This is a genomic window from Flavobacterium haoranii, assembly GCF_009363055.1.
Taxonomy (GTDB): Bacteria; Bacteroidota; Bacteroidia; order Flavobacteriales; family Flavobacteriaceae; genus Flavobacterium; species Flavobacterium haoranii.
The window spans coordinates 206,004-230,181 of sequence record NZ_CP045292.1 but is presented as its reverse complement, the minus strand read 5'-3'; the positions used below and the strand labels follow the sequence as shown (position 1 = coordinate 230,181).

General features: G+C 31.3%; 24 protein-coding genes and 1 tRNA gene. 12 read left to right on the top strand and 13 right to left on the bottom strand.

All coding sequences use genetic code 11. The features are described from left to right. The first annotated feature begins 1 nt into the window (after position 1). The 3 genes from GCU34_RS01080 (at position 2) to GCU34_RS13765 (ending at position 3,719) form a co-directional block, all read left to right on the top strand. On the top strand, positions 2–1,858 hold the full coding sequence (locus GCU34_RS01080) for a M61 family metallopeptidase (protein ID WP_072780507.1): 1,857 nt from the start codon (positions 2–4) through the stop codon (positions 1,856–1,858). 91 nt (positions 1,859–1,949) lie between these two features. Beyond that, positions 1,950–3,254, top strand: coding sequence for a DUF819 family protein (locus GCU34_RS01075; RefSeq protein WP_072780510.1), 1,305 nt, complete (start codon positions 1,950–1,952; stop codon positions 3,252–3,254). Between the two features lie 9 nt (positions 3,255–3,263). Continuing rightward, positions 3,264–3,719, top strand: a complete 456-nt coding sequence (locus GCU34_RS13765) for a DUF4369 domain-containing protein (protein WP_227658709.1) — start codon at positions 3,264–3,266, stop codon at positions 3,717–3,719. A 435-nt stretch (positions 3,720–4,154) separates the two neighbouring features. Here the strand turns inward: GCU34_RS13765 and GCU34_RS01065 are convergent. Together GCU34_RS01065 and GCU34_RS01060 are read right to left on the bottom strand one after the other, a co-directional pair. Continuing rightward, positions 4,155–4,228, bottom strand: a tRNA-Thr gene (locus tag GCU34_RS01065). Between the two features lie 107 nt (positions 4,229–4,335). Further along, the gene (locus tag GCU34_RS01060) at positions 4,336–4,605 is read right to left on the bottom strand and encodes a hypothetical protein (protein ID WP_072780515.1); all 270 of its coding nucleotides are present in this window, start codon (positions 4,603–4,605) and stop codon (positions 4,336–4,338) included. A 101-nt stretch (positions 4,606–4,706) separates the two neighbouring features. Here GCU34_RS01060 and GCU34_RS01055 point away from each other — a divergent pair, with 101 nt between their 5' ends. Continuing rightward, positions 4,707–5,060 carry a DUF2200 domain-containing protein gene (locus tag GCU34_RS01055; RefSeq protein ID WP_072783343.1) on the top strand — a complete coding sequence of 118 codons (354 nt, stop codon included), beginning with the start codon at positions 4,707–4,709 and terminating at the stop codon, positions 5,058–5,060. Positions 5,061–5,062: 2 nt separating this feature from the next. On the opposite strand, the gene GCU34_RS01050 is transcribed toward GCU34_RS01055, so the two are convergent. Genes GCU34_RS01050 through idi form a run of 3 tightly spaced genes read right to left on the bottom strand, consistent with a single transcriptional unit; the run spans position 5,063 to position 7,011 of the window. Then, a complete protein-coding gene (locus tag GCU34_RS01050; protein ID WP_072780517.1) occupies positions 5,063–6,022 on the bottom strand; it encodes a type I phosphomannose isomerase catalytic subunit in 960 nt (319 codons plus the stop codon). Beyond that, positions 6,023–6,433 carry a 6-pyruvoyl trahydropterin synthase family protein gene (locus GCU34_RS01045; RefSeq protein WP_072780520.1) on the bottom strand — a complete coding sequence of 137 codons (411 nt, stop codon included), beginning with the start codon at positions 6,431–6,433 and terminating at the stop codon, positions 6,023–6,025. 50 nt (positions 6,434–6,483) lie between these two features. Next, positions 6,484–7,011 carry an isopentenyl-diphosphate Delta-isomerase gene (gene idi / locus GCU34_RS01040; protein WP_072780523.1) on the bottom strand — a complete coding sequence of 176 codons (528 nt, stop codon included), beginning with the start codon at positions 7,009–7,011 and terminating at the stop codon, positions 6,484–6,486. Positions 7,012–7,184: 173 nt separating this feature from the next. On the opposite strand from idi, the gene GCU34_RS01035 reads away from it, so the two are divergent. Together GCU34_RS01035 and GCU34_RS01030 are read left to right on the top strand one after the other, a co-directional pair. Next, on the top strand, positions 7,185–9,413 hold the full coding sequence (locus GCU34_RS01035; protein WP_317040795.1) for a cation:proton antiporter: 2,229 nt from the start codon (positions 7,185–7,187) through the stop codon (positions 9,411–9,413). After that, positions 9,413–10,918 (top strand): bifunctional ADP-dependent NAD(P)H-hydrate dehydratase/NAD(P)H-hydrate epimerase, encoded by a 1,506-nt coding sequence (locus GCU34_RS01030; protein ID WP_072780529.1) that lies wholly within the window; start codon positions 9,413–9,415, stop codon positions 10,916–10,918. Before GCU34_RS01035 ends, GCU34_RS01030 begins: the two co-directional genes overlap by 1 nt. Here GCU34_RS01030 and GCU34_RS01025 read toward each other — a convergent pair. After that, positions 10,905–12,467 (bottom strand): NAD(P)/FAD-dependent oxidoreductase, encoded by a 1,563-nt coding sequence (locus GCU34_RS01025; protein WP_072780532.1) that lies wholly within the window; start codon positions 12,465–12,467, stop codon positions 10,905–10,907. The two genes, GCU34_RS01030 and GCU34_RS01025, sit on opposite strands and share 14 nt — an antisense overlap. Before the next feature lie 97 nt (positions 12,468–12,564). Between GCU34_RS01025 and GCU34_RS01020 the strand changes: the two genes are divergently transcribed. Beyond that, the gene (locus GCU34_RS01020; RefSeq protein ID WP_072780534.1) at positions 12,565–12,798 is read left to right on the top strand and encodes a hypothetical protein; all 234 of its coding nucleotides are present in this window, start codon (positions 12,565–12,567) and stop codon (positions 12,796–12,798) included. Positions 12,799–12,925: 127 nt separating this feature from the next. On the opposite strand, the gene GCU34_RS01015 is transcribed toward GCU34_RS01020, so the two are convergent. Both GCU34_RS01015 and GCU34_RS01010 read right to left on the bottom strand, forming a co-directional pair. Then, entirely contained in the window at positions 12,926–13,711 is a 786-nt protein-coding gene (locus GCU34_RS01015; RefSeq protein WP_072780537.1) for a hypothetical protein, read from the bottom strand. Positions 13,712–13,793: 82 nt separating this feature from the next. Beyond that, on the bottom strand, positions 13,794–15,992 hold the full coding sequence (locus tag GCU34_RS01010) for an ATP-dependent DNA helicase RecQ (RefSeq protein ID WP_072780540.1): 2,199 nt from the start codon (positions 15,990–15,992) through the stop codon (positions 13,794–13,796). A gap of 85 nt (positions 15,993–16,077) precedes the next feature. On the opposite strand from GCU34_RS01010, the gene GCU34_RS01005 reads away from it, so the two are divergent. The 5 genes from GCU34_RS01005 (at position 16,078) to GCU34_RS00985 (ending at position 19,562) form a co-directional block, all read left to right on the top strand. After that, the gene (locus GCU34_RS01005) at positions 16,078–17,043 is read left to right on the top strand and encodes a KpsF/GutQ family sugar-phosphate isomerase (RefSeq protein ID WP_072780543.1); all 966 of its coding nucleotides are present in this window, start codon (positions 16,078–16,080) and stop codon (positions 17,041–17,043) included. Beyond that, positions 17,043–17,867, top strand: coding sequence for a twin-arginine translocase subunit TatC (tatC, locus tag GCU34_RS01000; RefSeq protein WP_072780546.1), 825 nt, complete (start codon positions 17,043–17,045; stop codon positions 17,865–17,867). Before GCU34_RS01005 ends, tatC begins: the two co-directional genes overlap by 1 nt. Positions 17,868–17,870: 3 nt before the next feature. After that, entirely contained in the window at positions 17,871–18,224 is a 354-nt protein-coding gene (locus tag GCU34_RS00995) for a carboxymuconolactone decarboxylase family protein (RefSeq protein WP_072780549.1), read from the top strand. Positions 18,225–18,328: 104 nt separating this feature from the next. After that, positions 18,329–19,132, top strand: coding sequence for an LPS export ABC transporter ATP-binding protein (lptB, locus tag GCU34_RS00990; RefSeq protein ID WP_072780552.1), 804 nt, complete (start codon positions 18,329–18,331; stop codon positions 19,130–19,132). A 76-nt stretch (positions 19,133–19,208) separates the two neighbouring features. Next, entirely contained in the window at positions 19,209–19,562 is a 354-nt protein-coding gene (locus tag GCU34_RS00985) for a hypothetical protein (RefSeq protein WP_072780554.1), read from the top strand. 200 nt (positions 19,563–19,762) lie between these two features. Here GCU34_RS00985 and GCU34_RS00980 read toward each other — a convergent pair whose 3' ends face one another. The 5 genes from GCU34_RS00980 to GCU34_RS00960 form a co-directional block, all read right to left on the bottom strand. Continuing rightward, the gene (locus GCU34_RS00980) at positions 19,763–20,443 is read right to left on the bottom strand and encodes a lycopene cyclase domain-containing protein (RefSeq protein WP_072780556.1); all 681 of its coding nucleotides are present in this window, start codon (positions 20,441–20,443) and stop codon (positions 19,763–19,765) included. After that, positions 20,443–20,892, bottom strand: a complete 450-nt coding sequence (locus tag GCU34_RS00975; RefSeq protein ID WP_072780557.1) for a sterol desaturase family protein — start codon at positions 20,890–20,892, stop codon at positions 20,443–20,445. Before GCU34_RS00975 ends, GCU34_RS00980 begins: the two co-directional genes overlap by 1 nt. Beyond that, on the bottom strand, positions 20,892–21,734 hold the full coding sequence (locus GCU34_RS00970) for a phytoene/squalene synthase family protein (RefSeq protein ID WP_072780559.1): 843 nt from the start codon (positions 21,732–21,734) through the stop codon (positions 20,892–20,894). The genes GCU34_RS00975 and GCU34_RS00970 overlap by 1 nt, the downstream gene beginning before the upstream one ends. Then, complete coding sequence (locus tag GCU34_RS00965; RefSeq protein ID WP_072780561.1) at positions 21,731–23,197, bottom strand: phytoene desaturase family protein; 1,467 nt, start codon at positions 23,195–23,197, stop codon at positions 21,731–21,733. The genes GCU34_RS00970 and GCU34_RS00965 overlap by 4 nt, the downstream gene beginning before the upstream one ends. A gap of 63 nt (positions 23,198–23,260) precedes the next feature. Further along, positions 23,261–24,154, bottom strand: a complete 894-nt coding sequence (locus tag GCU34_RS00960; RefSeq protein WP_072780564.1) for a MerR family transcriptional regulator — start codon at positions 24,152–24,154, stop codon at positions 23,261–23,263. Positions 24,155–24,178 lie beyond the last annotated feature (24 nt).

Genomic DNA, 24,178 nt, shown 5'->3' with positions numbered 1-24,178 from the left:
AATGAAAAAAATAATCTTATCACTTGCTTTAGTGAGCTTTTTATGGAGTTGTAAACCTACAGCAACTACTGTTAAAAACGATGTTGATGTTACTATCGACTTAGTTAATGTTAAAGATGATAAAGTTATGGTTACTGTTGTTCCTCCAACAATTACTTCAGAAACTACAACTTTCATGATTCCTAAAACTGTTCCAGGAACATATTCTGAAGACGATTACGGAAGATTTATAGAAAACGTAAAAGCATTTGACGCCAAAGGAAATGGTTTATCGGTTGCTAAATTAGATGAAAACACTTATAAAATTAGTAATGCTAAGTCATTAGCTAAAGTTACTTATTGGGTTAACGACACATTTGACACTGAAACTGGTGGTCATTTTTCTGGACAAAGTGAAGATGTTTTCTCTCCAGCTGGAACAAATATTAAAGTAGGTGAAAACTTCATGCTAAATACGCATGGATTTGTAGGTTATTTTGCTGATAAAACAGAAACACCTTATCGTTTAACTGTACAACATCCTGCAAATTTATTAGGAGTTTCAGCCATGACTGATACTGACATGAGAGATACATCAGATGTTTTTTATACATCGCGTTACGCTACGTTGGTTGAAAACCCAATTATGTATTCTAAACCAGATTTTACGACTTTCATGATTGATGATATGGAAATTATCATTAGCGTTTATTCTCCTACAGGAAAATATACTGCTAAAGATATTACACCTAACATGGAAAACATGATGAAAGCTCAAAAGCGTTTCTTAGGTAAAATGAATACTACTAAGAAATATGCTATTTTATTGTATTTATCTGATGTAAAAGCAAATGATGCAAAAGGATTTGGAGCTTTAGAACATCCAACTTCTACTACAGTTGTAATGCCTGAAATGATGGGATTAGAAATGTTGCAAGAACAATTAAAAGATGTAGTGTCTCACGAATTTTTCCATATCGTAACACCTTTAACAGTACACTCAAACGAAATTCAATACTTCGACTTCAACAAACCACAAATGTCAGAACACTTATGGATGTATGAAGGAGTTACTGAATATTTCGCTAATTTATTCCAAGTAAACCAAGGATTAATTGACGAAGAAGAATTCTTCCAAAGAATGGCTCAAAAAATTGTTCAGTCAAAACAAATGAATGACAATATGAGTTTTACTAAAATGAGTAAAAATGTATTTTACCAACCTTACAAAGATCAATATATTAATGTTTACCAAAAAGGTGCATTAATTGCAATGTGTGTAGACATTATCATTAGAGAAAACAGTAATGGAGAAAGAGGAATTCTTGATTTAATGAATAAACTTTCTAAAGAATATGGAACTTCTAAAGCATTCAAAGATTCAGAATTATTTACAAAAATAACTGAATTAACTTATCCTGAAGTTGGAGCATTTTTAGAAAAATATGTAGCTGGTGAAACACCTATCAACTACGATGAGTTTTTTGCAAAAATGGGTGTTACTGAAGCTACTTACGAGAAAACCGGGAATCCTTTCTTAAAAGGTCAAACTCCTTACATTACTGTAGATCCAGCTACAAAAGAGATTAAAGTTTTACCTGGTATTGAATTGAATGAATTCATGAAAACTTTAGGTCTTCAAAACGATGATAAAATTTTAGCTGTAAATGGAACTAACTATAATTTAGACAACATTTACGATTTAGTAATGAGCAGCATGAGTTGGAAAGATGGAGATGAAATGACTTTCAAAATTAATCGTAATGGAAAAGATTTAGAATTAAAAGGGAAAGCAGTAATGCCAAAAGAAACTGCTGAAGGTTATAAAGCAACCGATGCTAGTAAAAATGCTTTACGTGAAGCTTGGTTAAAAGGGTAATTTCTTTTTGAATACAATTTAAAAATCCTCATTTTACTTAGTAATTTGGGGATTTTTTCTTTTATTTGCCTTCAATCAATAAAAATTTAAAATGCATAACCCTCCTTATTTTACAGATGATACAATAGTTTTTGGGCTTTTAATGGTTCTTGTTGGGTTTGTTTTCTATACTTCTTCTAAAGAAGAAGGGTTTTGGAAAAAATTCTACAATGTAGTTCCTGCATTATTATTATGCTATTTACTACCTTCTATTTTTAGCTCTTTACATATTATTGCTCCCGAATGGACCGAATTAGGTAAAGATGGAGAAGTTGTTGAAAAAAGTTCTAGCTTATATTTTGTAGCAAGCCGATATCTTTTACCTGCTGCTTTAGTATTAATGACATTAAGCATTGATTTAAAAGCACTTTTAAATTTAGGACCAAAAGCATTAATTGTTTTCTTAGCGGGGACTGTAGGAATTATTGTTGGTGGACCAGTAGCTATTCTAATCGTCTCTATTTTTTCACCTGAAACAGTTGGCGGAGCTGGTTTTGATGCAGTTTGGCGAGGGCTTGCAACATTAGCTGGTAGTTGGATTGGAGGTGGTGCCAATCAAGCAGCTATGTTAGAAATTTTCAAGTTCAACCAACAAAAATATGGTGGAATGGTATTGGTAGATATTGTTGTAGCCAATATTGGAATGGCAGCACTTTTGTATGGAATTGGCAAAAAAGAAATCATAAATAAATGGCTAAAAGCAGATAATAGTTCCATTCAAGAATTACAAGACAAAGTATCGAGCTATCAAGAAAGTGTAAAACGTAACCCTACTTTGACAGATTATATGATTATTGCAGCAATTGCTTTTGGAGCAGTTGGATTTTCACATTGGGGCTCTCAAGTTTTAGCCGATTTTTTTACTACAAATTTTGAAACCGTACGCGATCCAAAAAGCTTTGCTTCAACTTTTGGTGGTAGCTTCTTTTGGATGATTACTTTAGCAACTATAATTGGTATAAGTCTTTCATTTACACCATTAAAAAGTTATGAAGGCGCTGGCGCAAGTAAAATTGGAAGTGTATTCATTTACATTTTAGTAGCAACTATTGGTATGAAAATGGATTTAACTGCAGTTTTAGACAATCCCGGACTAATTTTAGTGGGCGTAATTTGGATGTTAATTCATTTTATTGTCATATTTTTGGTTGCCAAAATAATTAGAGCACCTTACTTTTTTATTGCAGTTGGAAGTCAAGCAAATGTAGGTGGAGCAGCTTCTGCACCAGTTGTTGCTTCTGCGTTTCATCCAGCATTAGCAAGTGTAGGTGTTTTGTTAGCTATTTTTGGCTATATAGTAGGAACATATGGCGCAATTTTATGCGCTTATTTAATGGAAATTGTTGCACCAAAATAAATTATAAATATGAAGAAATTTTGCATTCTAAGTTTTGCATTACTAAGTTTAGTTTCTTGTTCTAAAAAGGAAAATGAAAGTGGAAACCTTCACATTACTGGAAATATTGAAGGATTAAGTCAAGGAAAATTATACATCCAACAATTAAAAGATACAACACTAGTTGTTGTCGACAGTATCATATTTAAAGGCGATTCGCATTTCGAGAAAAGCATTCCTTTAACAGAACCTGAAGTTTTATTCTTGTTTTTAGATAGAGGCCAAACCAATTCTATTGATAACAGTTTAGGTTTCTTTGCTGAACCAGGCGAAATGACTATCGATACTAAATTGAAAGAGTTTTATAGCAGTGCTAAATTTACAGGTTCAAAAAACCAAGCGCTTTGGGAAGAATTCAACACTATAAACAAGCGTTTTACTGAAGACAATTTATCTATTATGGAAAAAGACTTCAAAACGAATTAAATTTCAATGCTGAACGCCAAGACAGTATTGATAAAGCTTATGAAAAGTTATTAAAAAGAAAATATTTATATACAGCAAATTTTGCAAGTACACATGGCGAATATGAAGTGGCACCTTATATTGCTTTAAGTGAAATTGCTAACATAAATATTACATTCTTAGATACGATTGCTAGCAAAATGAGCCCTAAGGTTTCCGAATCTAAATACGGTAAAATGCTTAAAGAGCACATCAAAGATTTAAAAAATAATCAATAAAAAAAGAGGCTTGTACAAGCCTCTTTTTTATTCTTTTATATTGTTATTCCGCAGGTAATCTAGAAACCTCCAAAACTAAATCTCATTCATTAAAATTGACGCTTTATAAATTTTTACTTTATTTGAGACAATGACTCATACAAAAAAAGAGAAAACTTCAAAAGTTTTCTCTTTTAAGAGCCGATGGAGGGACTCGAACCCACGACCTGCTGATTACAAATCAGCTGCTCTAGCCAGCTGAGCTACACCGGCATTTAAAACCACGTTTTTTCTTTGAAACCGTCAGCTTTATTGCGGTGCAAATATAAAACGGTTTTTCACATTTGCAAAGAAAAAGCGTGATTTTTTTATACTTTTTTTTAGTTTAAATCGTTGATTTTTGCAACTACTTGATTAGCAAAGTCTTCAAAATCTTTACGAACTTGTTTTAAATGTGCTTTTCTATTTTCAACACCACGATTGTTGATTTTCGCTAACATTTCATCGTAAGTTGAATAGATAGAATCAACAATACCATCAGTAGTTTCAGTTGGTTGACCTCCATTTGTAATTTCCCAAACATAAACGATATCAACTAAATCTCCTAAAACGTAGTTAATTTCTTTTTTCAAGTTTTTAATGCTTGCCATTGTATTTGATTTTAAAATTTGATGCAAAGATAATTATTTTAGTTGATAGTTTATTGTTAAGTATTTATTGTTTTTTATATTTGGTATTGATTATTAGCAAAATGAACAATCTAGAACGCGTATATAAAATGTCTTTTGCAAGTGTTTATCAGCATTATATTGCAAAAGCAGAAAAAAAGAATCGTACTAAAGAAGAAGTCAATACAATTATTTTTTGGCTAACTGGTTATAATGAAAAAGATTTAGAAAACATTATAACTACTAAAGTAAACTTTGAAGATTTCTTTAATCATGCTCCTCAAATAAATCCGAATGTTTCTAAAATAACTGGAGTAATTTGTGGTTATCGCGTAGAAGAAATTGAAGATAAAATTATGCAAAAAGTACGTTATCTCGACAAACTAATTGACGAGTTAGCTAAAGACAAAAAAATGGAGAAAATTTTACGCGAATAATTTTAAACCCAAACTTCAAGTATATTGGCTTTTCCTGAAATACTAGCATTTTCTAATGCAGCAGGCAACAAAACTGTATCGCCCATTTTATAAGCATACATGTCATTTTCAATTTCTAAAGTAAAATTACCTTCGGTACACATTAAAACCGTAAATGATCCTTTGTGAGATTCCCAATTCATTTTCCCATCTAGTGGAATTACATTGGTTTTAAAATAATTACAATGAACCGTTTTATTACTTTGATTTAACTTATTTTCGTAATTAACTTTAGCCTTTGTGGTTTTAAAATTAATCGCATCGAGAGCTAATTCAGTATGAAGTTCACGGCCGTTTCCATTAGCATCTACTCTATCCCAATCGTATATGCGATACGTAACATCACTTGTTTGTTGAATTTCTGCAATTACCACTCCGCCACCAATAGCATGTATGGTTCCGGTTTCTAAAAAGAAAACATCACCAGTTTTAACTTCCGTTTCATCTAAAAGTGAAATTATTTCTTTTGAAGCTAATTTTTCTAAATACTCTTCTTTATTAGAATCTTTTTTAAAGCCAACCACTAAACGCGAACCTTTATCGGCTTGCATTACATACCACATTTCAGTTTTTCCAAAAGAATTATGACGCTTTTGAGCTAGTTCGTCATTAGGATGTAATTGAATTGATAAATCTTCTTTAGCATCGATAAATTTAAACAATAACGGAAATTGCGCACCAAAACGTTCTAAAACACTTTCTCCTAAAATTTCAGCTGGAAATAAATGGATAAGTTCGTTTAAATTTTTTCCTTTAAAATCGCCATTTGTAACAACGCTAACATCATTAGGAACTGTCGATAATTCCCAACTTTCACCTGTTGTTTCAGAAGTAATTTCTTTATTTAAAACAGATTGTAACTTGGTTCCACCCCAAATTCTATCTTTTAAAATTGGCTCAAACTGTAAAGGGTAAAACTTCATTTAATTTCCTCTATAGGTTACAAAATTTCGTGGCGTTTCATATAAAACAACTTCCAAATCTTTATCGGAAGCAATTTGCTTTCTTAATTTGTTCCAAATAACTACACAAATATTTTCGGCAGTTGGATTCAAATTTTTAAACTCTTCAACATCTTCGTTTAAATTTTTATGATCGAAAGCTTCTTCTATGTGTTCTTTAATTAAATCGGATAAAATTTTCACGTCCATTACAAATCCTGTTTCGGGATCAATTTCTCCAGTTACACTCACAATCATTTCATAATTATGACCATGAAATTTAGGGTTATTACATTTTCCAAAAACGGCATCGTTTTGCTCCATCGACCAATCTTTGCGATACAATCTATGTGCGGCATTAAAATGTGCTTTTCTAGAAACTGTTACTTTCATTTTTTGAGTTTTTCTTAAATATTCCGACGATGCTTAGAGTGACAAATGTATTAAAATTTATGATTTTCGATATAATGATAAAATTCATCAAAAATAATTTTAAACCAAACAGTATAAACATCAGGATTTTGTTGCATATCTTCTTTAATTGCTTCAATGCTCATCCATTTCCAATCTTCAACCTCTTCTTTGTTTATATTAGGTTCATCATTAAATTTTCCTATCATAACATGATCTAGTTCATGCTCTGTTAATCCATTATCAAAAGGTGCTTTATAAATAAAATGAAATAATTCTTGTAAATCTACTTCAAACCCCATTTCTTCTCGCAATCTTCTTTTTCCAGCCTGAATGTTAGTCTCACCCGGACGTTGATGGCTACAACAAGTATTGGTCCATAATAAAGGGGAATGGTATTTTGATTTAGCTCTTTGTTGCAACATGATTTCGTTTTTATCATTTAAAACAAAAACCGAAAACGCTCTGTGTAATAAAGCTTGCTCATGAGCGGCAATTTTTTCCATTAAACCAATTGGTTCATCATTTGTATCTACTAAAATTACTTTTTCTTTAGACATAGCTCTTTTTAAACATTGGTTGACAAATTTAGTAATATTAAACTAATAATATTCTATTGTAAGATTAACTAAAGTTTCAATACTCATAAATTTTTCATAATTGTTAGGTTTCACCGTCCAATTAGCTTGTAGCTTCTAGAAGTATTGAGTAATTTGCAGAAGAAAAAATGCCTATGAAATTATTTTTATTATCGCAAACCGCAATTCATTTACCAAGCTTAATTACCGATTTAGGATTAATCTTAATTACGGCTAGTATTGCTGTTTTAATTTTCAAAAAGTTAAAGCAACCTTTAGTATTAGGATATTTAGTTGCAGGATTCTTAGCTGGTAATAATTTTAATTTTTTTCCTACAGTTACAGAAAGTAACGATGTTACTATTTGGGCGGAAATTGGTGTTATCTTTCTGCTTTTTAGTCTCGGATTAGAATTTAGTTTTAAGAAATTAACGAAAGTAGGCGGAACTGCTTCAATTACAGCACTTACTCAAATATTTACAATGCTGGCACTTGGCTACACGGTTGGACAAGCCTTAAATTGGTCAAATATGGATAGTATTTTTCTTGGAGTTATATTATCGATATCATCTACAACAATTATTTTAAAAGCTTTCGAAGAACTAGGTGTTAAAACTCAAAAGTTTGCTGGAAATGTTATCGGTTCACTTATTGTTCAAGACATTGTTGCCATACTTCTTATGGTTTTGTTGTCAACTATTGCTGTAAGTAGTCAATTTTCCGGTAGCGAATTAATTTTTGCGTTCGTAAAATTATTTTTCTTTTTAATTCTATGGTTTGTTTTAGGTATTTTCTTTATTCCAACTTTTTTAAAGAAATCGAAAAAAATTCTAACCGATGAAATGCTATTAATCATTTCGATTGCTTTGTGCTTGTTAATGGTGATTTTTGCTGCAAATGCAGGTTTTTCACCAGGATTAGGAGCTTTTATTATGGGTTCAATTATTGCTGAAACCAATCAATCGGAACATATTGAAAAACTTATAAAACCTGTAAAAGATCTTTTTGGAGCTATCTTTTTTGTATCTGTTGGTATGCTAATTGATCCTGATACATTGGTTACCTATTCGATTCCTGTTTTAATTTTAACGGTTGTTACCATTTTTGGTCAATCGATAAGTTCAACAATTGGTTCCTTACTTTCTGGGCAACCTTTAAAACAATCAATACAAGCAGGTATGAGTTTATCTCAAATTGGTGAGTTTTCTTTTATTATTGCGACATTAGGAATGTCTCTAAATGTAACCCAAGATTTTCTTTATCCAGTAGTAGTTGCTGTTTCAGCTATAACAACATTTACTACTCCCTACATGATAAAATCAGCAAGTCCGTTTGCAAATTTTGTGGAAAGTAAATTACCCAAACGATGGATTAAAAAAATTGAACGTTATAGTGCGAATACACAAGCTATAAAACCAACTAGCCTTTGGAAATCTTACATTACCGATTATATTAAACAAGTAATTATTAATGGAGTTATTTCAATTGCGATAATTATTTTATCTAAAAAGCTTTTACTACCAATTGTATCCGAAAAAATGTTTGGTGAGTTTTTAACTGCAGCCATTACGTTATTAGTTTTATTACCATTTTTATGGGCAATTTCTTTAAAAAGAATTAATAAAGAAGCCGTTCAAGAATTAATTAAAGAAAGAAAATACAGAGGTCCTATAATTATGATGTTTATTGCTAGAATACTATTTTCAGTAATATTAATAGGATTTATGCTTAATAACATAATCTCACCATTATTCGGATTATTGATGTTTGTTTTGTGTATTGTGACTTATGTGATATTTACAAAACAAATAAATGGCTTTTATTATAAACTAGAAAGTCATTTTTTAAGTAACTTTAATGAAAATAATCCGGAAGATGTAAAAGCAAAACGACAAAATTTAACTCCTTGGGATGGGCATATTGCAGAATTTTCGATTCCTGAGAATTCTGAAATTGTAGGAAAAAAATTAGAAGAGTTAAAACTGAGAGAGCAATTTGGAATTAATATTGCCTTTATTAAACGTGGTGAAAAAACAATAAATATTCCTCAAAAATCTGAAATAATTTATCCAAATGACATTCTTAATGTTATTGGAACAGATATACAAGTAAATGAATTTAAAGATTACATTCAAAGTAATTTTAATAATGAAGAAACTTCTAACATGGAAATAGTTTTGTGGAAATTAGAAATGAAACAACAAGACTTTATTGGTAAAACTATAAGAGAATCTAACATTCGAGAAATTACTAACGGAATTGTCGTAGGTATTGAAAAATCGGGAAGACGCATTTTAAATCCCGAATCAAACTGCATCTTAGAAGAAAGTGATATTTTATGGATTGTAGGAAATAAAGACAAAATAAAATCATTTATAGAGTAATGAAAATATTAACTGCACAACAATTAAAAGAAGTTGACCAAGTAACCACCGAAGTACAAAGTATTAGTTCGCTTGAATTAATGGAAAAAGCTTCTGGTGCTTGTGCCGAATGGATATTTAAAAACTACAATAACAAACATGCGTTCTATGTTTTTTGTGGTCCGGGAAACAATGGCGGAGATGGCTTAGTTATTGCTAGAATTTTAAAATCGAGATTATATAATGTTACTGTTTTTATTACCTCGAACATTGCTTATTCCGATGATTTTGAACAAAACTTTGAACTCTGGCAAAGAGTTTCAGGTAAGACTATTTCTATAAACAATGAGGATGACTTTCCTGATTTAAGCGATGAAAAAATTATCATCATTGATGCACTTTTTGGTTCGGGAATAAACCGCCCTATAAAAGGCATTGCTGCAGATTTAATTCATTACATAAATGCAGCAAAAAAAGAGGTTATTTCTATTGATATTCCTTCCGGACTTTATGTCGATAATAATGCAACGAATCTGCATAATGCCATTATAAAATCATCGCACACTTTAACTTTAGAATTACCAAAACTTTCCTTAATTCTTCCAGAAAATAAAGAATTTAGTGGCGAAATGCATATTATTACTATTGGACTTGACAAAAATGCAATAGAAAAACAAGAATCTAAATATGAATGGATTACTGAAGAATATTTCAAAGATTTTTTAAAAAAACGTAATCGATTTAGTCACAAAGGAAACTTTGGTCATGTAAAAATTGTTGCCGGTAGCAAAGGTAAAATTGGAGCTGCTATTTTAGCTTCAAAAGCTAGTTTAAGAATTGGAGCTGGTTTAGTTACAGCCGAGATTCCAAGTTGTGGTTATGACGCCATGCAAAGTTCAATTCCAGAAGTAATGGTTGTTACCAATGGTAAAAACTTTATTAAAACTAGAATCGACCTCAACAATCATTTTATTGGTGTTGGTCCTGGTTTAGATACCAATGAAGAAACTAAAACAGAAATTTTAAGACTAATTACAAGAACCAATGATCCTTTAGTTATTGATGCTGATGCTTTAAATATTTTAGCCGAACATAAAGATTATTGGGATAAAATTCCAATTTATAGCGTTTTAACTCCGCACCCAAAAGAATGGGCAAGATGGATTGGAAATTGGAACAACGATTTTGAAAAACTAGAGCGCACCTTAAAATTTGCTAAACAATATTGCTTGTATGTTGTAATAAAAGGAGCCTACAGTGTTACCATTACACCAAAAGGTGATTTATTTTTTAATAGTTCTGGTAACCCCGGAATGGCAACCGCTGGTAGTGGCGATGTTTTAACAGGAATCATTACTGGATTACTTTCTCAAGGTTATACTTCAGGAAAAGCAAGTGTACTAGGCATTTACCTTCACGGTTTAGCCGGAGATATTGTAGAAAAAGAAAAAGGTGAATTTAGTTTAATAGCTTCCGATATTATTGAAAATATTGGAAAAGCTTATGAAAAACTTATGAACCAATAGCTTCTGCAATTTTTATAGCGCATTTTTCACCATCAATTGCTGCTGAAATAATTCCGCCAGCATAACCTGCACCTTCTCCACAAGGATACAATCCTTTAATTTGAGTATGCTCTAATGAAATAGGATCTCGAGGAATACGAACCGGTGAAGATGTTCTACTTTCTGGAGCATGTAAAATAGCTTCGTTAGTAAAATAACCTTTCATGCTTTTCCCAAATTCTTGAAAACCTTGACGCATAGTTTGTGTTAAGAAACCAGGAAAAACTTCTCCTAATTCAACAGAAGTTGTTCCAGGAACATAAGATGTTTTTGGAATTTCTGATGAAACTTTATTTTGAGAAAAATCGATCATTCGTTGCGCTGGAACTTGTTGAGTTTTACCTGCTAATCGCCAAGCTCTTTGTTCAATATCTTTTTGAAACTCCATTCCTGCTAATGGACCGAATTTTGCGAATGGTTTAAAATCTTCTAATCTTAATTCCACCACAATTCCAGAATTTGCAGTTGCTTGATCGCGTTTTGAAGGCGACCAACCATTAGTTACTACTTCACCTTCAGCTGTTGCACAAGGTGCAATAACTCCACCTGGACACATACAAAAAGAGTACATACCTCTGCCATTTACTTGCTTTACTATAGAATATGGAGCTGGTGGTAAATAATCACCTCTGAAATCACAAGAATATTGAATACTATCAATTAAAGATTGCGGATGCTCAGCACGAACTCCTAGAGCAAACGGTTTTGCTTCTATTTCTATTTTTTTGTGATACAATAATTCAAAAATATCACGAGCCGAATGTCCCGTAGCTAAAATTAATTTATTGGCTAAAATTTTATCTCCATTTTGAGTTACAACTCCTTCAACTTCATTATTCTTGATTAAAATATCAGTTACTTTAGTATCGAATAAAACTTGTCCGCCGCAAGCGATAATTTTCTCTCGAATATCTTGAATAATTTGAGGCAACTTATTAGTTCCGATATGAGGATGGGCTTCTACCATAATTTCTGGAGTTGCTCCATAAGCTACTAATAAACGTAAAATTCTGTCTACATCGCCACGCTTTTTTGATCTTGTGTACAATTTTCCATCAGAATATGTTCCCGCACCTCCTTCTCCAAAACAATAATTTGATTCCGGATTTACTGTTCCATCTCGGTTTATAGCTTTCAAATCGCGACGACGCCCACGAACATCTTTACCTCTTTCTAAAACTATTGGCTTTAAACCTAATTCAATTAACTGAAGTGCCGCAAAAAGTCCGGCTGGTCCAGCTCCAACTACAATTACTTCTTGAGCATTTGAAACATTTGGATAATCAGGTAATTCAATTTTTGTTTCAGTATAAGGCTCGCCAACTAAAAACACATTGGCTTTAATATTCATCTTAATACTACGCTGACGTGCATCGATAGATCGTTTTAAAACGTCTACTTTTTGAATTTCTTTAGGATTCACCTGAAAAAGTTTGGCAACATGTTGAATGAGCATGCTTTCATTGGCAGCTACTTCGGGTGAAACTTGAAATTGAAATTCGCGTGGCATTTTATCTTTATTTGTTTATTTGTTCTTCGATAATTCGTTGCAAAAATAACTATTTATAAGATTGCTTCGTAACTTTGCTACTTTGAAACTTAGAGAAATGCGAAAAATAAAACTGATTTGGGATTTTAGAGGTGCTGCAGCATCAAAAACTGCAGAGCATCATGAAATACATTTAAAAGAATTTTTAATTAAAGAAAATTATCCTTTACAAATAACTGGGTTTACAGAAATAAATGATATGTATGCTATTGCATATGTTGTTGTTGAAGAAAAAGATTTGTTGACTTTTCGAGACGCTTTAAAACCTCATCGTGGAGAAGTTTATCAATAAATACATAAAAAAATGTCACTCCGACTAAAGGAGGAGTCTCATAATTTTTTGATGAGATTTCTCACTTCGTTCGAAATGACAAAATATTTTTTTAAATAGTTAACAGTGACTGAAAACTGACAACTAATTAAGCTGCATCTTTTTGCTCTTCTTCAGTTGTAGTTGACTCTTGAGTATTTTCTGTATTTAACCCATTTTTAATTTGGTCTAATTTTTCATTAAGCGTTTCTTCTGACATTCCATCTTCTTTCATTTTACGCTTTTTACACGTTTCACACAAATCAGTTATTCCTCTTGTTTCTTTAGCATTAGCGACAGTTCCATTTGAAACAGAAGCTCTATTTTTAATATGATAACAATCTTCGTATAAATGGTATTTACCTCCAGCAGATGTCCAATAAACATTATTAGTTCCTGTTAAAGCTTCCACCATATTGGTTTCTTCAGTATATTTTTCTATAGATGCCATATTCGATTCAAAACCTCCAATTCCAGCAATTACAAGTGCGACACCAGCAATACTTCCTAAAATTGCTTTACTTTTTCCGTCTACTTTTTTATTGGTTAGAATAAAAATGATTAAAGGTAAAAAAGCGACAAATGCCATAACTACCCCTAACTGATTTTGCATGTAGAATAAGAATTTATTTTTCTCTGAAGGTGGATCTAAGCGATTTGACTTTTTCCACAAAACTGAACCAGTAAAAACAAGTACTAAATCTAAAACAATAAGTCCAATTACCCATGCATTTACTGGAGATTCACCAGCATTTACAGCACTAAGAAACATACGAATTGCAAAAACTTGGGCAACTATTGCTCCCAACCATAATAAACCTGCAAATAAACGAAACTGACCTGCTTGACTTTTAGCTTCTTCAGTGGGTTTCCAAACATTTTGATTTTCTGACATAAAAATTTTAATTGTTAATAGTTTATAGTTAGTTGTTTATAGTTTAATATTAAATTGTATAATTGACACATTGCCTAATTGTCTAATTGGCTACTTCGCTTATGAATTTAATTCGCATTAAACGTAACTCTTCTGTATCATAATCTCCATCAAATTCTTTTAATGCTTCTTCTATTTTATCTGATTCAGAATCCATAAAGTAATCGTGAATTTCCTCTTGTTGGTCTTCGTCTAAAATATCATCAATCCAATAGCTAATATTCAATTTTGTACCAGAATACACAATTTGCTCCATTGCTTTTAACAATTCGTCCATTGTAAGACCTTTTGCTTTTGCAATATCATCTAAGCCTAATTTCTTATCGACACTTTGTATAATGTAAAGTTTTAATGCAGAATTAGTTCCTGTAGATTTTACAACTAAATCGTCAGGGCGGATGATATCATTATCATCTACATATCGTGAAATTAACTCTATAAAAGCTTTTCCATATTTTTTTGCTTTTCCTTCACCAACACCTTGAACATTTGAAAGTTCATCAATAGTTACAGGGTATTTTAAAGCCATATCTTCTAAAGAAAATTCTTGGAATACTACATAAGGCGGAACGCCTTCTTTTTTGGCAACATTTTTACGCAAATCGATTAGCATTTTTAATAATGCTTCATCGGCTACACCACTAGATTTTGCTGCTGTAACTACGTTTTCATCTTCATTTTCACTGTATTCATGATCTTCAGACATCATGAAAGAATAAGGCTTTTCAATAAAACCATGCCCTTTTGGAGTTACTTTTATAACACCGTAAGATTCTATATCTTTCTTGATTAATCCTTCTACTAATACTTGGCGAATTAATGCCATCCAAAAACGTTCGTCATGGTTTTCTCCTTTTCCAAATAAAGGATTAGCATCGACTTTTTGAGATTTTATAATAGCATTTACTTTTCCTAATAAAGCAAAAACAATTTCTTTAGATTTGAATAATTCTTTTGTATCGCGAATCATTTTTAAAAGAAGTACAACCTCATTTTGAGCTTCTACTTTCTTCTTAGGATTACGAACATTGTCATCCATATCGGCTCCTTCTCCATTTTCATCGTCAAATTCTTCACCAAAATAGTGTAATAAATATTTACGTCTCGACATTGAAGTTTCTGCATAAGCAACAACTTCTTGTAATAAGGCATAACCTATTTCTTGTTCTGCAACAGGTTTTCCTGCCATGAACTTTTCAAGTTTTTCGATGTCTTTGTATGAATAATAGGCTAAACAATGACCTTCTCCTCCATCTCTTCCAGCTCTTCCCGTTTCTTGGTAATAACTTTCTAAAGATTTAGGAATATCATGATGAATTACATAACGAACATCTGGTTTATCGATTCCCATTCCGAAAGCAATTGTAGCAACAACAACATCAACATCTTCCATTAAGAACATATCTTGGTGTTTTGCTCTTGTTTTCGCATCTAAACCAGCATGATATGGCACAGCACTAATTCCATTTACTTGAAGTAATTGCGCTATATCTTCTACTTTTTTTCGACTTAAACAGTAAATAACACCTGATTTTCCTTTATGTTGTTTGATGAAACGAATAATATCGCCTTCAACATTTTTAGTTTTCGGACGTATTTCGTAGAATAAATTTGGTCGGTTAAAAGAAGCTTTGAAAACATTAGCTCCAGACATGTCTAAGTTTTTCAAAATATCTTCTTGAACTTTTGGTGTAGCAGTTGCTGTTAATCCAATAATTGGAATATCATCCGCTAGTTGTTTTATAATACCTCTAAGATTTCTATATTCAGGTCTAAAATCATGACCCCATTCCGAAATACAGTGTGCTTCGTCGATAGCTACAAAAGAAATTTTCACGTCTCTTAAAAACTGAATATATTCTTCTTTTGTTAAAGATTCTGGTGCTACATAAAGCATTTTTGTAACGCCATCTAAAATATCTTTTTTTACTTGATTAATCTCTGTTTTAGTCAAAGAAGAGTTTAAAACATGAGCAACTCCTAGTTCTGAACCTAAACTTCGTATTGCATCAACTTGATTTTTCATCAACGCAATTAGAGGCGAAACAACTATTGCTGTTCCGTCTAAGACAAGAGCTGGCAACTGGTAACATAATGATTTACCACCACCTGTAGGCATAATTACAAAAGTATTGTTTCCGTGAATTATACTGTTAACTACCTGTTCTTGAAGTCCTTTAAATTGGTTAAACCCGAAATATTTCTTTAATTCTTTGTGTAAATCAATTTCGTTCGGTTTCATTCGCTATTAATATGATTTTACCTAAATTTGCAAACATAAAGATACAATATTCTTTAAAATAACAAAACAATAATTACAATATACTTTGAACACAACTGCAAGTATTTTAGAGACCGCAAAAAAAACTATAATTGAAGAGAGTAAGGCCATCTTACAACTTACCGAATACTTAACAGAAGAATTTGCCGAAGCCGTTTTAAAAATCTACGAAACTAAAGGCAGATTAGTTGTTACCGGAATAGGAAAAAGTGCCATAATTGCTCAAAAAATTGTAGCTAGTTTAAACTCAACAGGAACTCCATCGCTATTTTTACATGCTGCCGAAGCAGTTCACGGCGATTTAGGAATGGTTCAACCTGAAGATATTATTATATGTATTTCTAAAAGTGGTAACAGTCCGGAGATTAAAGTTTTAGTTCCATTGTTAAAGCGTTTTGGAAACATTTTAATTGGCATGACTTCAGATAGAAATTCTTTCCTTGGAAAAGAATCGCACTATATTATGCATGCTCATGTTGATCGAGAAGCTTGTCCGAATAATTTGGCACCAACAAATAGCACAACTGCTCAATTAGTTCTAGGTGACGCTTTAGCAGTTGCATTAATGGAATTACGTCAATTTAAAAGTGAAGATTTTGCTATCTATCATCCAGGTGGTGCGTTAGGAAAAAAATTATTACTACGCGTTGCCGATATGTTAGACACAACGCATACACCACAAGTTTCTCCAGATGCTTCTATCAAAAAGGTGATTATGGAAATTTCTGAGAAACGTTTAGGAGTTACTGCAGTTATTGACAATAACAAAGTTATTGGAATTATTACCGATGGTGATATTCGTAGAATGTTAAATGCAAATGATTCATTTACTCATTTAACGGCACAAGATATTATGACTAAAAATCCTAAAAACATTTCGTCAGACATTTTAGTTTCTGAAGCTTTAAGCATTTTAGAAAACAATTCTATTACACAGTTAATGGTTATTGACAATGATGAGTACAAAGGCGTATTACATTTACACGATATTTTAAAAGAAGGAATTGTATAATGGCTAAGAATTTAGGAGAAATGTCTTTTTTAGATCATCTTGAAGAATTGAGATGGTTATTAGTAAGAAGTACAATTGCAGTATTAGTTTGTGCTACAATTGCGTTTTTCTTTAGTGATTTTATTTTCGATCAAATTATTTTTGGTCCAAAAAATCCTGATTTCATTACCTATAAATGGTTTTGTGAATTATCACAAAGATTTGGTTTAGATGAAAGCTTATGTGTGACTGAAATTCCAATGCGTATTCAAAGTCGTGAAATGGGCGGACAGTTTTCGGCTCATATGTGGACTTCAATTACTGCAGGATTTATTATTGGTTTCCCAATTATACTTTGGGAATTTTGGAAATTTATTAGTCCGGCTTTATATGAGAAAGAAAGAAAATATGCTAAATTGTTCATCTTTGTAGCCTCAATGCTTTTCTTTATTGGAGTTTTATTTGGTTACTATTTAATTGCACCTTTATCGGTAAATTTCTTAGCTAATTACAATGTAAGTAATCAAATTTTTAACGACATCGATTTAACATCTTATATAAGTTTATTGCGTTCTTCAACTGTAGCATCAGGCTTACTTTTTGAATTACCAATCATCATTTATTTCTTAACTAAAATAGGTTTAGTAACACCTTCATTTTTAAGAAAATACCGAAAATACACTTTAATTATTGTACTTGTTTTATCGGCAATTATTACACCTCCCGATATTTTGAGTCAAATTGTAGTAGCCATACCAATCATGATTTTATATGAAATCAGTATTTTAATTAGTGCGGCTGTGGTGAAAAAAGAACTGCAAACAAAAGAAATTGTAAAAAAATAAGCTATGAGTGATTTAGTAAAAGAATTCAACGACTATCGCGCTAAAATGAACGAAAAGTTATTAGCCGATGATAACAAAGTAATTAAAAGAATTTTCAATTTAGACACCAATGCTTATATGGAAGGTGCTCTAGATGTAAAAACTAAAGAACTGTTAGGTTTAGTTGCATCAGCGGTTTTAAGATGTGATGATTGCATTAAATATCATTTAGAAACTGTTTACAAAAACGGAATTACAAAAACAGAAATGATGGAAGCAATGAGTATTGCTACTTTAGTTGGTGGTACAATTGTAATTCCTCATTTAAGAAGAGCATACGAGTTTTGGGAAGCACTGGAAAATGAGCCAATGAGTTAATATGAAAATATGCCAATGCATAATTAACAAATAATTGACACATTATTTATTATTTTTACACAAACTTACACATTGACAAATCGTCAAATTGACACATTATCAAAATGAAATTAAGAGCTGATAACTTAATAAAAACCTACAAAAAACGTACGGTTGTAAAAGGAATTTCTGTTGAAGTAAATCAAGGAGAAATTGTGGGATTACTAGGTCCAAATGGTGCTGGAAAAACCACTTCTTTTTACATGATTGTAGGTTTAGTAAAACCAAATAGTGGAAACATTTATTTGGACAATACTAATATTACTGATTTCCCGATGTACAAACGTGCACAACACGGAATTGGTTATCTAGCTCAAGAAGCTTCGGTATTTAGAAAACTAAGTATTGAAGACAATATTATGAGTGTTTTACAACTAACAACTCTTTCAAAAGCAGAACAAGAAGCTAAAATGGAAGAGTTAATTGATGAATTTGCATTGCAACACATTCGTACTAATCGAGGTGATTTACTTTCGGGTGGTGAAAGAAGACGTACCGAAATTGCTCGTGCGCTTGCAACTGACCCAAAATTTATTTTATTAGACGAACCTTTTGCTGGAGTTGACCCAGTTGCGGTGGAAGACATTCAAAGAATTGTAGCGCAGTTAAAAAATAAAAACATTGGTATTTTAATTACCGACCACAACGTACAAGAAACTTTAGCTATTACTGATAAAACCTACTTAATGTTTGAAGGTGGTATTTTAAAAGCTGGAAAACCTGAAGAATTAGCCGCCGACGAAGTTGTAAGACGTGTTTACTTAGGACAAAACTTTGAGTTACGTAAAACAAAAATCGATTTTGATGCGCCTAAAACTACTGTTATTCATGGAAAAGGCGAATTGAATTTGAATAAGGATTCGGAGTAAGATTTTTAGGTATGTTTTTTTAACTTAGGTAACAATCCAAAAAAACATTAAAGAGGTTATTTAAATTAATTTACTAATGATAATTTCATCAGAGAACTTACTTGACATAATTAATGCAAAAGGTATAGAAAATTCAATATATCAAAAAGCAGAAATTCTTCAAATAGCAATATGTGACTATCCTGGTCCTGTCCAAGAACCTATTCATTTTCTAAATATTTTAGAGAAAGAAATCGGAAATCCATTAACATTTGACCGAATACATTCATATCAAACTAAACTAGATTTAAATAAAGATGGATGGAAAGCAGAATCATTATCTGTGATTTTGCATATTTTCAATGGTGATAAAAATTTAAAACTAAACGAAATATTAGAGGCATTATCTAGTTTTTACTTCACAAATAAAAACACTTTTGAAAGTTTTTAACAGTAGTTTTATTATTACTGATTTATTAGCGTTTATATATAATTCGTTCCTCTTTCAACAACACCAGACATCTAAATTAAAATTCAATTATTTGTCATTAGCTGCACTCAATTCGGCAATGCCTCGAGTCCGAACTTGTTTTGGAATCTCATAATCTTAGTTAATGTGACTTCTCGCCTTTAGCTCGAAGTGACAATTCTTTACTTCTTCTTTCTAAAACAATCAAACCAATCAATTATCGCCGCTATAAGCAAAAACCCATAAAAAGCATCTTCAAAAGGAATTGTTCCTATTCGAATTCCTAAATTTTCAGCATCGTTGTACCAAACAACTGGTTCGTCTATAAAACTTCCCGTTAAAATTCCATTTACGATAAAAAAGAAAACTAAGGTGATAGTATAGGAAAAATAATGTCTGCCTAAATAGGTTTTTCGGTACAAATGAAACAATAAATACATAGCTAAAAATCCAAAAGTAGAAGCCGTGTACCACTTGTCGTAATGCATAACAAAAACTACAATGGAAAACGTTAATAGAAAATGGGTAATGAGTTGATGTGATTTCTCTAGCGGATTTTTCTTCAGTAAATATTCCATCGAAAAATAAACAAACACACTCGAATAAGGTATACAAATGAAGAACAAAACTTCCTCTAAAGGTAAGTTGAAAACTTTGATTCCAGTTAAATAGCGTTCGTTAAATCCCCAAATGCCAATATGAGTAAAATAAGCATCCCAAACTAAAAAGAAAAGTCCAACAATAACAATTGCTTTAAATAAAGAAGACCAATTTTTATAATAAGCGTGTTTAGAATAAAAACTAGCCAACAATGGCACAGAAAGTGTCAGTAAATCTATAGTTAAGTAGAGATACTTTTCCATTACATTGAAAAATATTTTTTAGGAACAAACAACATCCCAAAACATTCACCATGTTCTTTTCCTAAATGTTTATGATGAATTTTATGTGCTTTTCGTAAGCCAATTAAATATTTGTTTTTAGTATGTTTAAACCATTTAAAACGTTGATGAATAAGAACATCATGCACTAAAAAATAAGCAATTCCATAAAGCAAAATTCCTAAGCCAATAAAGAATTTAAAGTTTAAGACTGGCTCTAATCCATAATAAAACAAAGCAATACTCGGAATTGCAAAAATTACAAAAAAAGCATCGTTTTTCTCCAATATATTTTGATACTTGGGTTGGTGATGATCTTCATGTAAATACCACAAAAAACCATGCATTACAAATTTGTGTGTACACCAAGTTACTCCTTCCATTGTAATGAAAGTAGCTATAGTAATTCCTATGAATAGTAAATATTCCATTAAGCTTGGATTATATTAAATTGATAACGCAAATACGATTTACCCAAAATTACTAATTTTAAAGGATTTGACACACGAATTCTTTTACTTAAAAATTCATTTGGTTGTGTTTTGCTAATCTTTTTCATCAAGCTTTTATAGTAACGATACGCTGTGTAAACCCCAAACTTAGCTTCAATAGGTAGTTTTAAAATTCCTTTAAAAGCTTCTTCAAAATCTTGATTAATTTCATTTATGATTTTGGTTTTATCTTCATTACTTAAAGATTCAAAATTGATTCCAGGAAAATAAACTCGTCCTAAACTTTCATAATCGTGTTTTAAATCTCTCAAGAAATTTACCTTTTGAAAAGCCGAACCTAATCGCATCGCACTTGCTTTTAGTTCTTCATATTTTTTTTCATCTCCTTTTACAAAAACCTTTAAACACATTAACCCAACTACATCCGCTGAACCAAAAATATATTCTTCATATTCTGCAAACGAATTATATTCTTTCTTGGTTAAATCCATTCGCATACTGTGCATAAAAGGCTTAACCAACTCTTGTAAACCATATTGATGCACTACTTTTTGAAAGGCATTTAAAACAGTATTTAAACTTATTTTACGTTCTAATGCCTTCTCATATTCGGCTTCAAATTCGTTTAAAAGTAATTCTTGTTCATACCCATCAAAAGTATCTACAATCTCATCGGCACAACGCACAAAACCGTAAATAGCATAAATATCGTCTTGAATTTCCGGTGCCAACATTTTAATAGCTAACGAAAAAGAGGTACTGTACAACTTTGTAATTTTTTTACTGCATTCTAAAGATGCCGAATCGAATAATGCTTTCATGATGATAAATATTTTAAAATTTTATCGCTTACAATTTTTCCTGAAATAATTGAGGGAGGAACACCTGGTCCAGGAACGGTTAACTGTCCAGTAAAAAATAAATTTTGAACTTTTCTACTCTTTATTTTAGGTCTTAAAAATGCTGTTTGGGTTAAAATATTAGCTAAACCATAAGCATTTCCTTTATATGAATTATAGTCCGCTATAAAATCGGCTACACAAAAACTCTCTTTGAAAAGTACGAATTTTTTTAAACTTTGACCTGTTAATTTTTCTAAACGGTCAATTATTATGTCAAAATATTTTTCACGTAATTCTAAATTATCTTCTAAACCTGGAGCTAATGGAATTAAGAAAGTAGCTGCTTCTTTTCCATTTGGAGCAAAATATGCATCTGTTTTAGATGGAAAACTAGCATAAAAAAGCGGTTCTTTTGGCCATTGCTTAGTGTCGTAGATTTCTTTTGCATGCTCTTCAAATGAGGTATCAAAAAATAATGTATGATGTTCTACATTCTCAATTTTTTTATCAAAACCAACATAAAACAATAAAGAAGAAGGAGCAAAAGTCTTTGTTTCCCAATATTTTTCCGAATACATTCTATAGGAACTATCCAACAACGTTTCTGTAAAATGATAATCTGCACCACTTAAAACAGCATCGAAAAATAACTCTTCATTATTAACTACAATACCTTGTGCATTACCATTTTCAACTATGATTTTTGAAACATTTGCGTTTGTTTGAAATTTTACTCCTAAACTTTGAGCTAAAGTTACCATAGCTTCTACGACTGCATACATTCCTTTTTTGGGATGCCAAGTTCCTAATCCAAAGTCGGCATAATTCATAAAATTATAGAACGATGGTGTATTTGATGGTTTTGCGCCTAAAAATAAAACAGGAAATTCTAGAATTTGTCGTAAACGCTCATCTTTAAATTCTTTTCTAACATCTTTCTTAATCGTAGAAAAAAACTGATTAACTCTTAAAGCAGTTTCTAAACTTATTAATTCTAAAATTGAATCACCAGGCTTGTAAACCATTTTTTCAACTGCAATTTTATAATTTTCTCTTGCAGTATGAATGAACTTTTTTAATTTTTTTCCACTTCCCTTTTCAATTTTTTCGAAAGTTTCAACAATTTTTTCTAAGTCATCTTCAATTGTAATAGAGCTATTTTTATCAAAATAAACTTGGTAAGCAGGAGACAACTTTTCTAGCTGATAATAATCGGATGGTTTTTTATTAAAGTCTAAAAAAAACTTTTCAAACACATCTGGCATCCAATACCAAGTGGGTCCCATGTCGAAATGAAAACCTTCCTTTGAAAGTCGTCTAGCTCTTCCTCCTAAAGTTGCATTTTTTTCAAAAACTGTAACGGAATGACCCGCTTTGGCTAGATATGAGGCAGCAGCCAAGGAGGAAAAACCAGCACCTATTATAGCAATTTTCTTTTTCATTCATTTTTTTGTTTAACAAATATAGTAATTTAATTAAACAAAACTAAATTTATTAAGAAATATTTACAGTGTCATTAACATGGCTTGAATTCCTGAAAAAGTATAGATACCTGGTATTTGTGAGTGATAATCGGAAACTTGTTTACCAAGAATATAAAATCTATCTTGTTCTCTCTTTAATATTGAATTTTTAAAATCAAACAAATAGCTTTCTAAATTATCAATTTCTGGTTGGACAGTAAAGTAGCTTAGAAAGGTAATTTTATTGTAATATTTTATAACTTCTTGAAGATCTTCCATGGGAACACTTTCGCCCAAATATATTACATGTTTATTTTTTCGCAGTAATAAATAATTTACAAACATAATACCCAATTCATGAATTTCATGCATGGGAAGATATAAGACATAAACCTCTTCATTAGAAAAATTTACATTTTTTTGAGCTTTTTCAATTTCTGAAAATAATTTTTGTCTTATAAGCGAACTTATAAAATGCTCATGAACAGGCTTTAGTGTTTCTGTTTGCCATAAAAAACCAATTTCATCTAGTAGCGGAATAAAAACATCGTAGAAAATTTCTTCAAAACTTTTAGATTTCTCTAACTCGTCATAAGTTGAATGAAAAAGTTTCGCATCAAAGTTAAACATTGCAAACTTTAAATTTGAAATTGCGAAAGAAGCCTGAGTTTTTTCTGAATAAATTTGCTGCGTAAGTGCTACCATTTCACTTTCGGTGAGCTTAGCTATTTTGGATATTTTATATCCAAAATTATTTAAATAAGAAATATTTAAAATTTTTTTTAAATCATCGGTATTATAAGACCGAATATTATTGTCATCACGAATTGGAGAAAATAAATTATATCGTTTTTCCCAAATTCTAATGGTATGCGCTTTAACTCCAGAAAGGTTCTCAAGATCTTTAACACTAAAAACAGATTTAATATTGTTCATCTATTTAGCTATTTTTGTTAAACA

Excerpts from the sequence above, each read along its gene's own strand:
- GCU34_RS01030 (WP_072780529.1), top strand. The coding sequence starts at position 9,413 with ATGAAAATATTAACTGCACAACAATTAAAAGAAGTTGACCAAGTAACC.
- GCU34_RS01035 (WP_317040795.1), top strand. The coding sequence starts at position 7,185 with ATGAAATTATTTTTATTATCGCAAACCGCAATTCATTTACCAAGCTTA.
- GCU34_RS01020 (WP_072780534.1), top strand. The coding sequence starts at position 12,565 with ATGCGAAAAATAAAACTGATTTGGGATTTTAGAGGTGCTGCAGCATCA.
- GCU34_RS00985 (WP_072780554.1), top strand. The coding sequence starts at position 19,209 with ATGATAATTTCATCAGAGAACTTACTTGACATAATTAATGCAAAAGGT.
- GCU34_RS00995 (WP_072780549.1), top strand. The coding sequence starts at position 17,871 with ATGAGTGATTTAGTAAAAGAATTCAACGACTATCGCGCTAAAATGAAC.
- GCU34_RS01025 (WP_072780532.1), bottom strand. The coding sequence starts at position 12,467 with ATGCCACGCGAATTTCAATTTCAAGTTTCACCCGAAGTAGCTGCCAAT.
- idi (WP_072780523.1), bottom strand. The coding sequence starts at position 7,011 with ATGTCTAAAGAAAAAGTAATTTTAGTAGATACAAATGATGAACCAATT.
- GCU34_RS01010 (WP_072780540.1), bottom strand. The coding sequence starts at position 15,992 with ATGAAACCGAACGAAATTGATTTACACAAAGAATTAAAGAAATATTTC.
- GCU34_RS01060 (WP_072780515.1), bottom strand. The coding sequence starts at position 4,605 with ATGGCAAGCATTAAAAACTTGAAAAAAGAAATTAACTACGTTTTAGGA.
- GCU34_RS00970 (WP_072780559.1), bottom strand. The coding sequence starts at position 21,734 with ATGAAAGCATTATTCGATTCGGCATCTTTAGAATGCAGTAAAAAAATT.
- GCU34_RS00980 (WP_072780556.1), bottom strand. The coding sequence starts at position 20,443 with ATGGAAAAGTATCTCTACTTAACTATAGATTTACTGACACTTTCTGTG.
- GCU34_RS00965 (WP_072780561.1), bottom strand. The coding sequence starts at position 23,197 with ATGAAAAAGAAAATTGCTATAATAGGTGCTGGTTTTTCCTCCTTGGCT.
- tatC (WP_072780546.1), top strand. The coding sequence starts at position 17,043 with ATGGCTAAGAATTTAGGAGAAATGTCTTTTTTAGATCATCTTGAAGAA.
- GCU34_RS00975 (WP_072780557.1), bottom strand. The coding sequence starts at position 20,892 with ATGGAATATTTACTATTCATAGGAATTACTATAGCTACTTTCATTACA.
- GCU34_RS01080 (WP_072780507.1), top strand. The coding sequence starts at position 2 with ATGAAAAAAATAATCTTATCACTTGCTTTAGTGAGCTTTTTATGGAGT.
- GCU34_RS13765 (WP_227658709.1), top strand. The coding sequence starts at position 3,264 with ATGAAGAAATTTTGCATTCTAAGTTTTGCATTACTAAGTTTAGTTTCT.
- GCU34_RS01055 (WP_072783343.1), top strand. The coding sequence starts at position 4,707 with ATGAACAATCTAGAACGCGTATATAAAATGTCTTTTGCAAGTGTTTAT.
- lptB (WP_072780552.1), top strand. The coding sequence starts at position 18,329 with ATGAAATTAAGAGCTGATAACTTAATAAAAACCTACAAAAAACGTACG.
- GCU34_RS00960 (WP_072780564.1), bottom strand. The coding sequence starts at position 24,154 with ATGAACAATATTAAATCTGTTTTTAGTGTTAAAGATCTTGAGAACCTT.
- GCU34_RS01045 (WP_072780520.1), bottom strand. The coding sequence starts at position 6,433 with ATGAAAGTAACAGTTTCTAGAAAAGCACATTTTAATGCCGCACATAGA.
- GCU34_RS01015 (WP_072780537.1), bottom strand. The coding sequence starts at position 13,711 with ATGTCAGAAAATCAAAATGTTTGGAAACCCACTGAAGAAGCTAAAAGT.
- GCU34_RS01050 (WP_072780517.1), bottom strand. The coding sequence starts at position 6,022 with ATGAAGTTTTACCCTTTACAGTTTGAGCCAATTTTAAAAGATAGAATT.
- GCU34_RS01075 (WP_072780510.1), top strand. The coding sequence starts at position 1,950 with ATGCATAACCCTCCTTATTTTACAGATGATACAATAGTTTTTGGGCTT.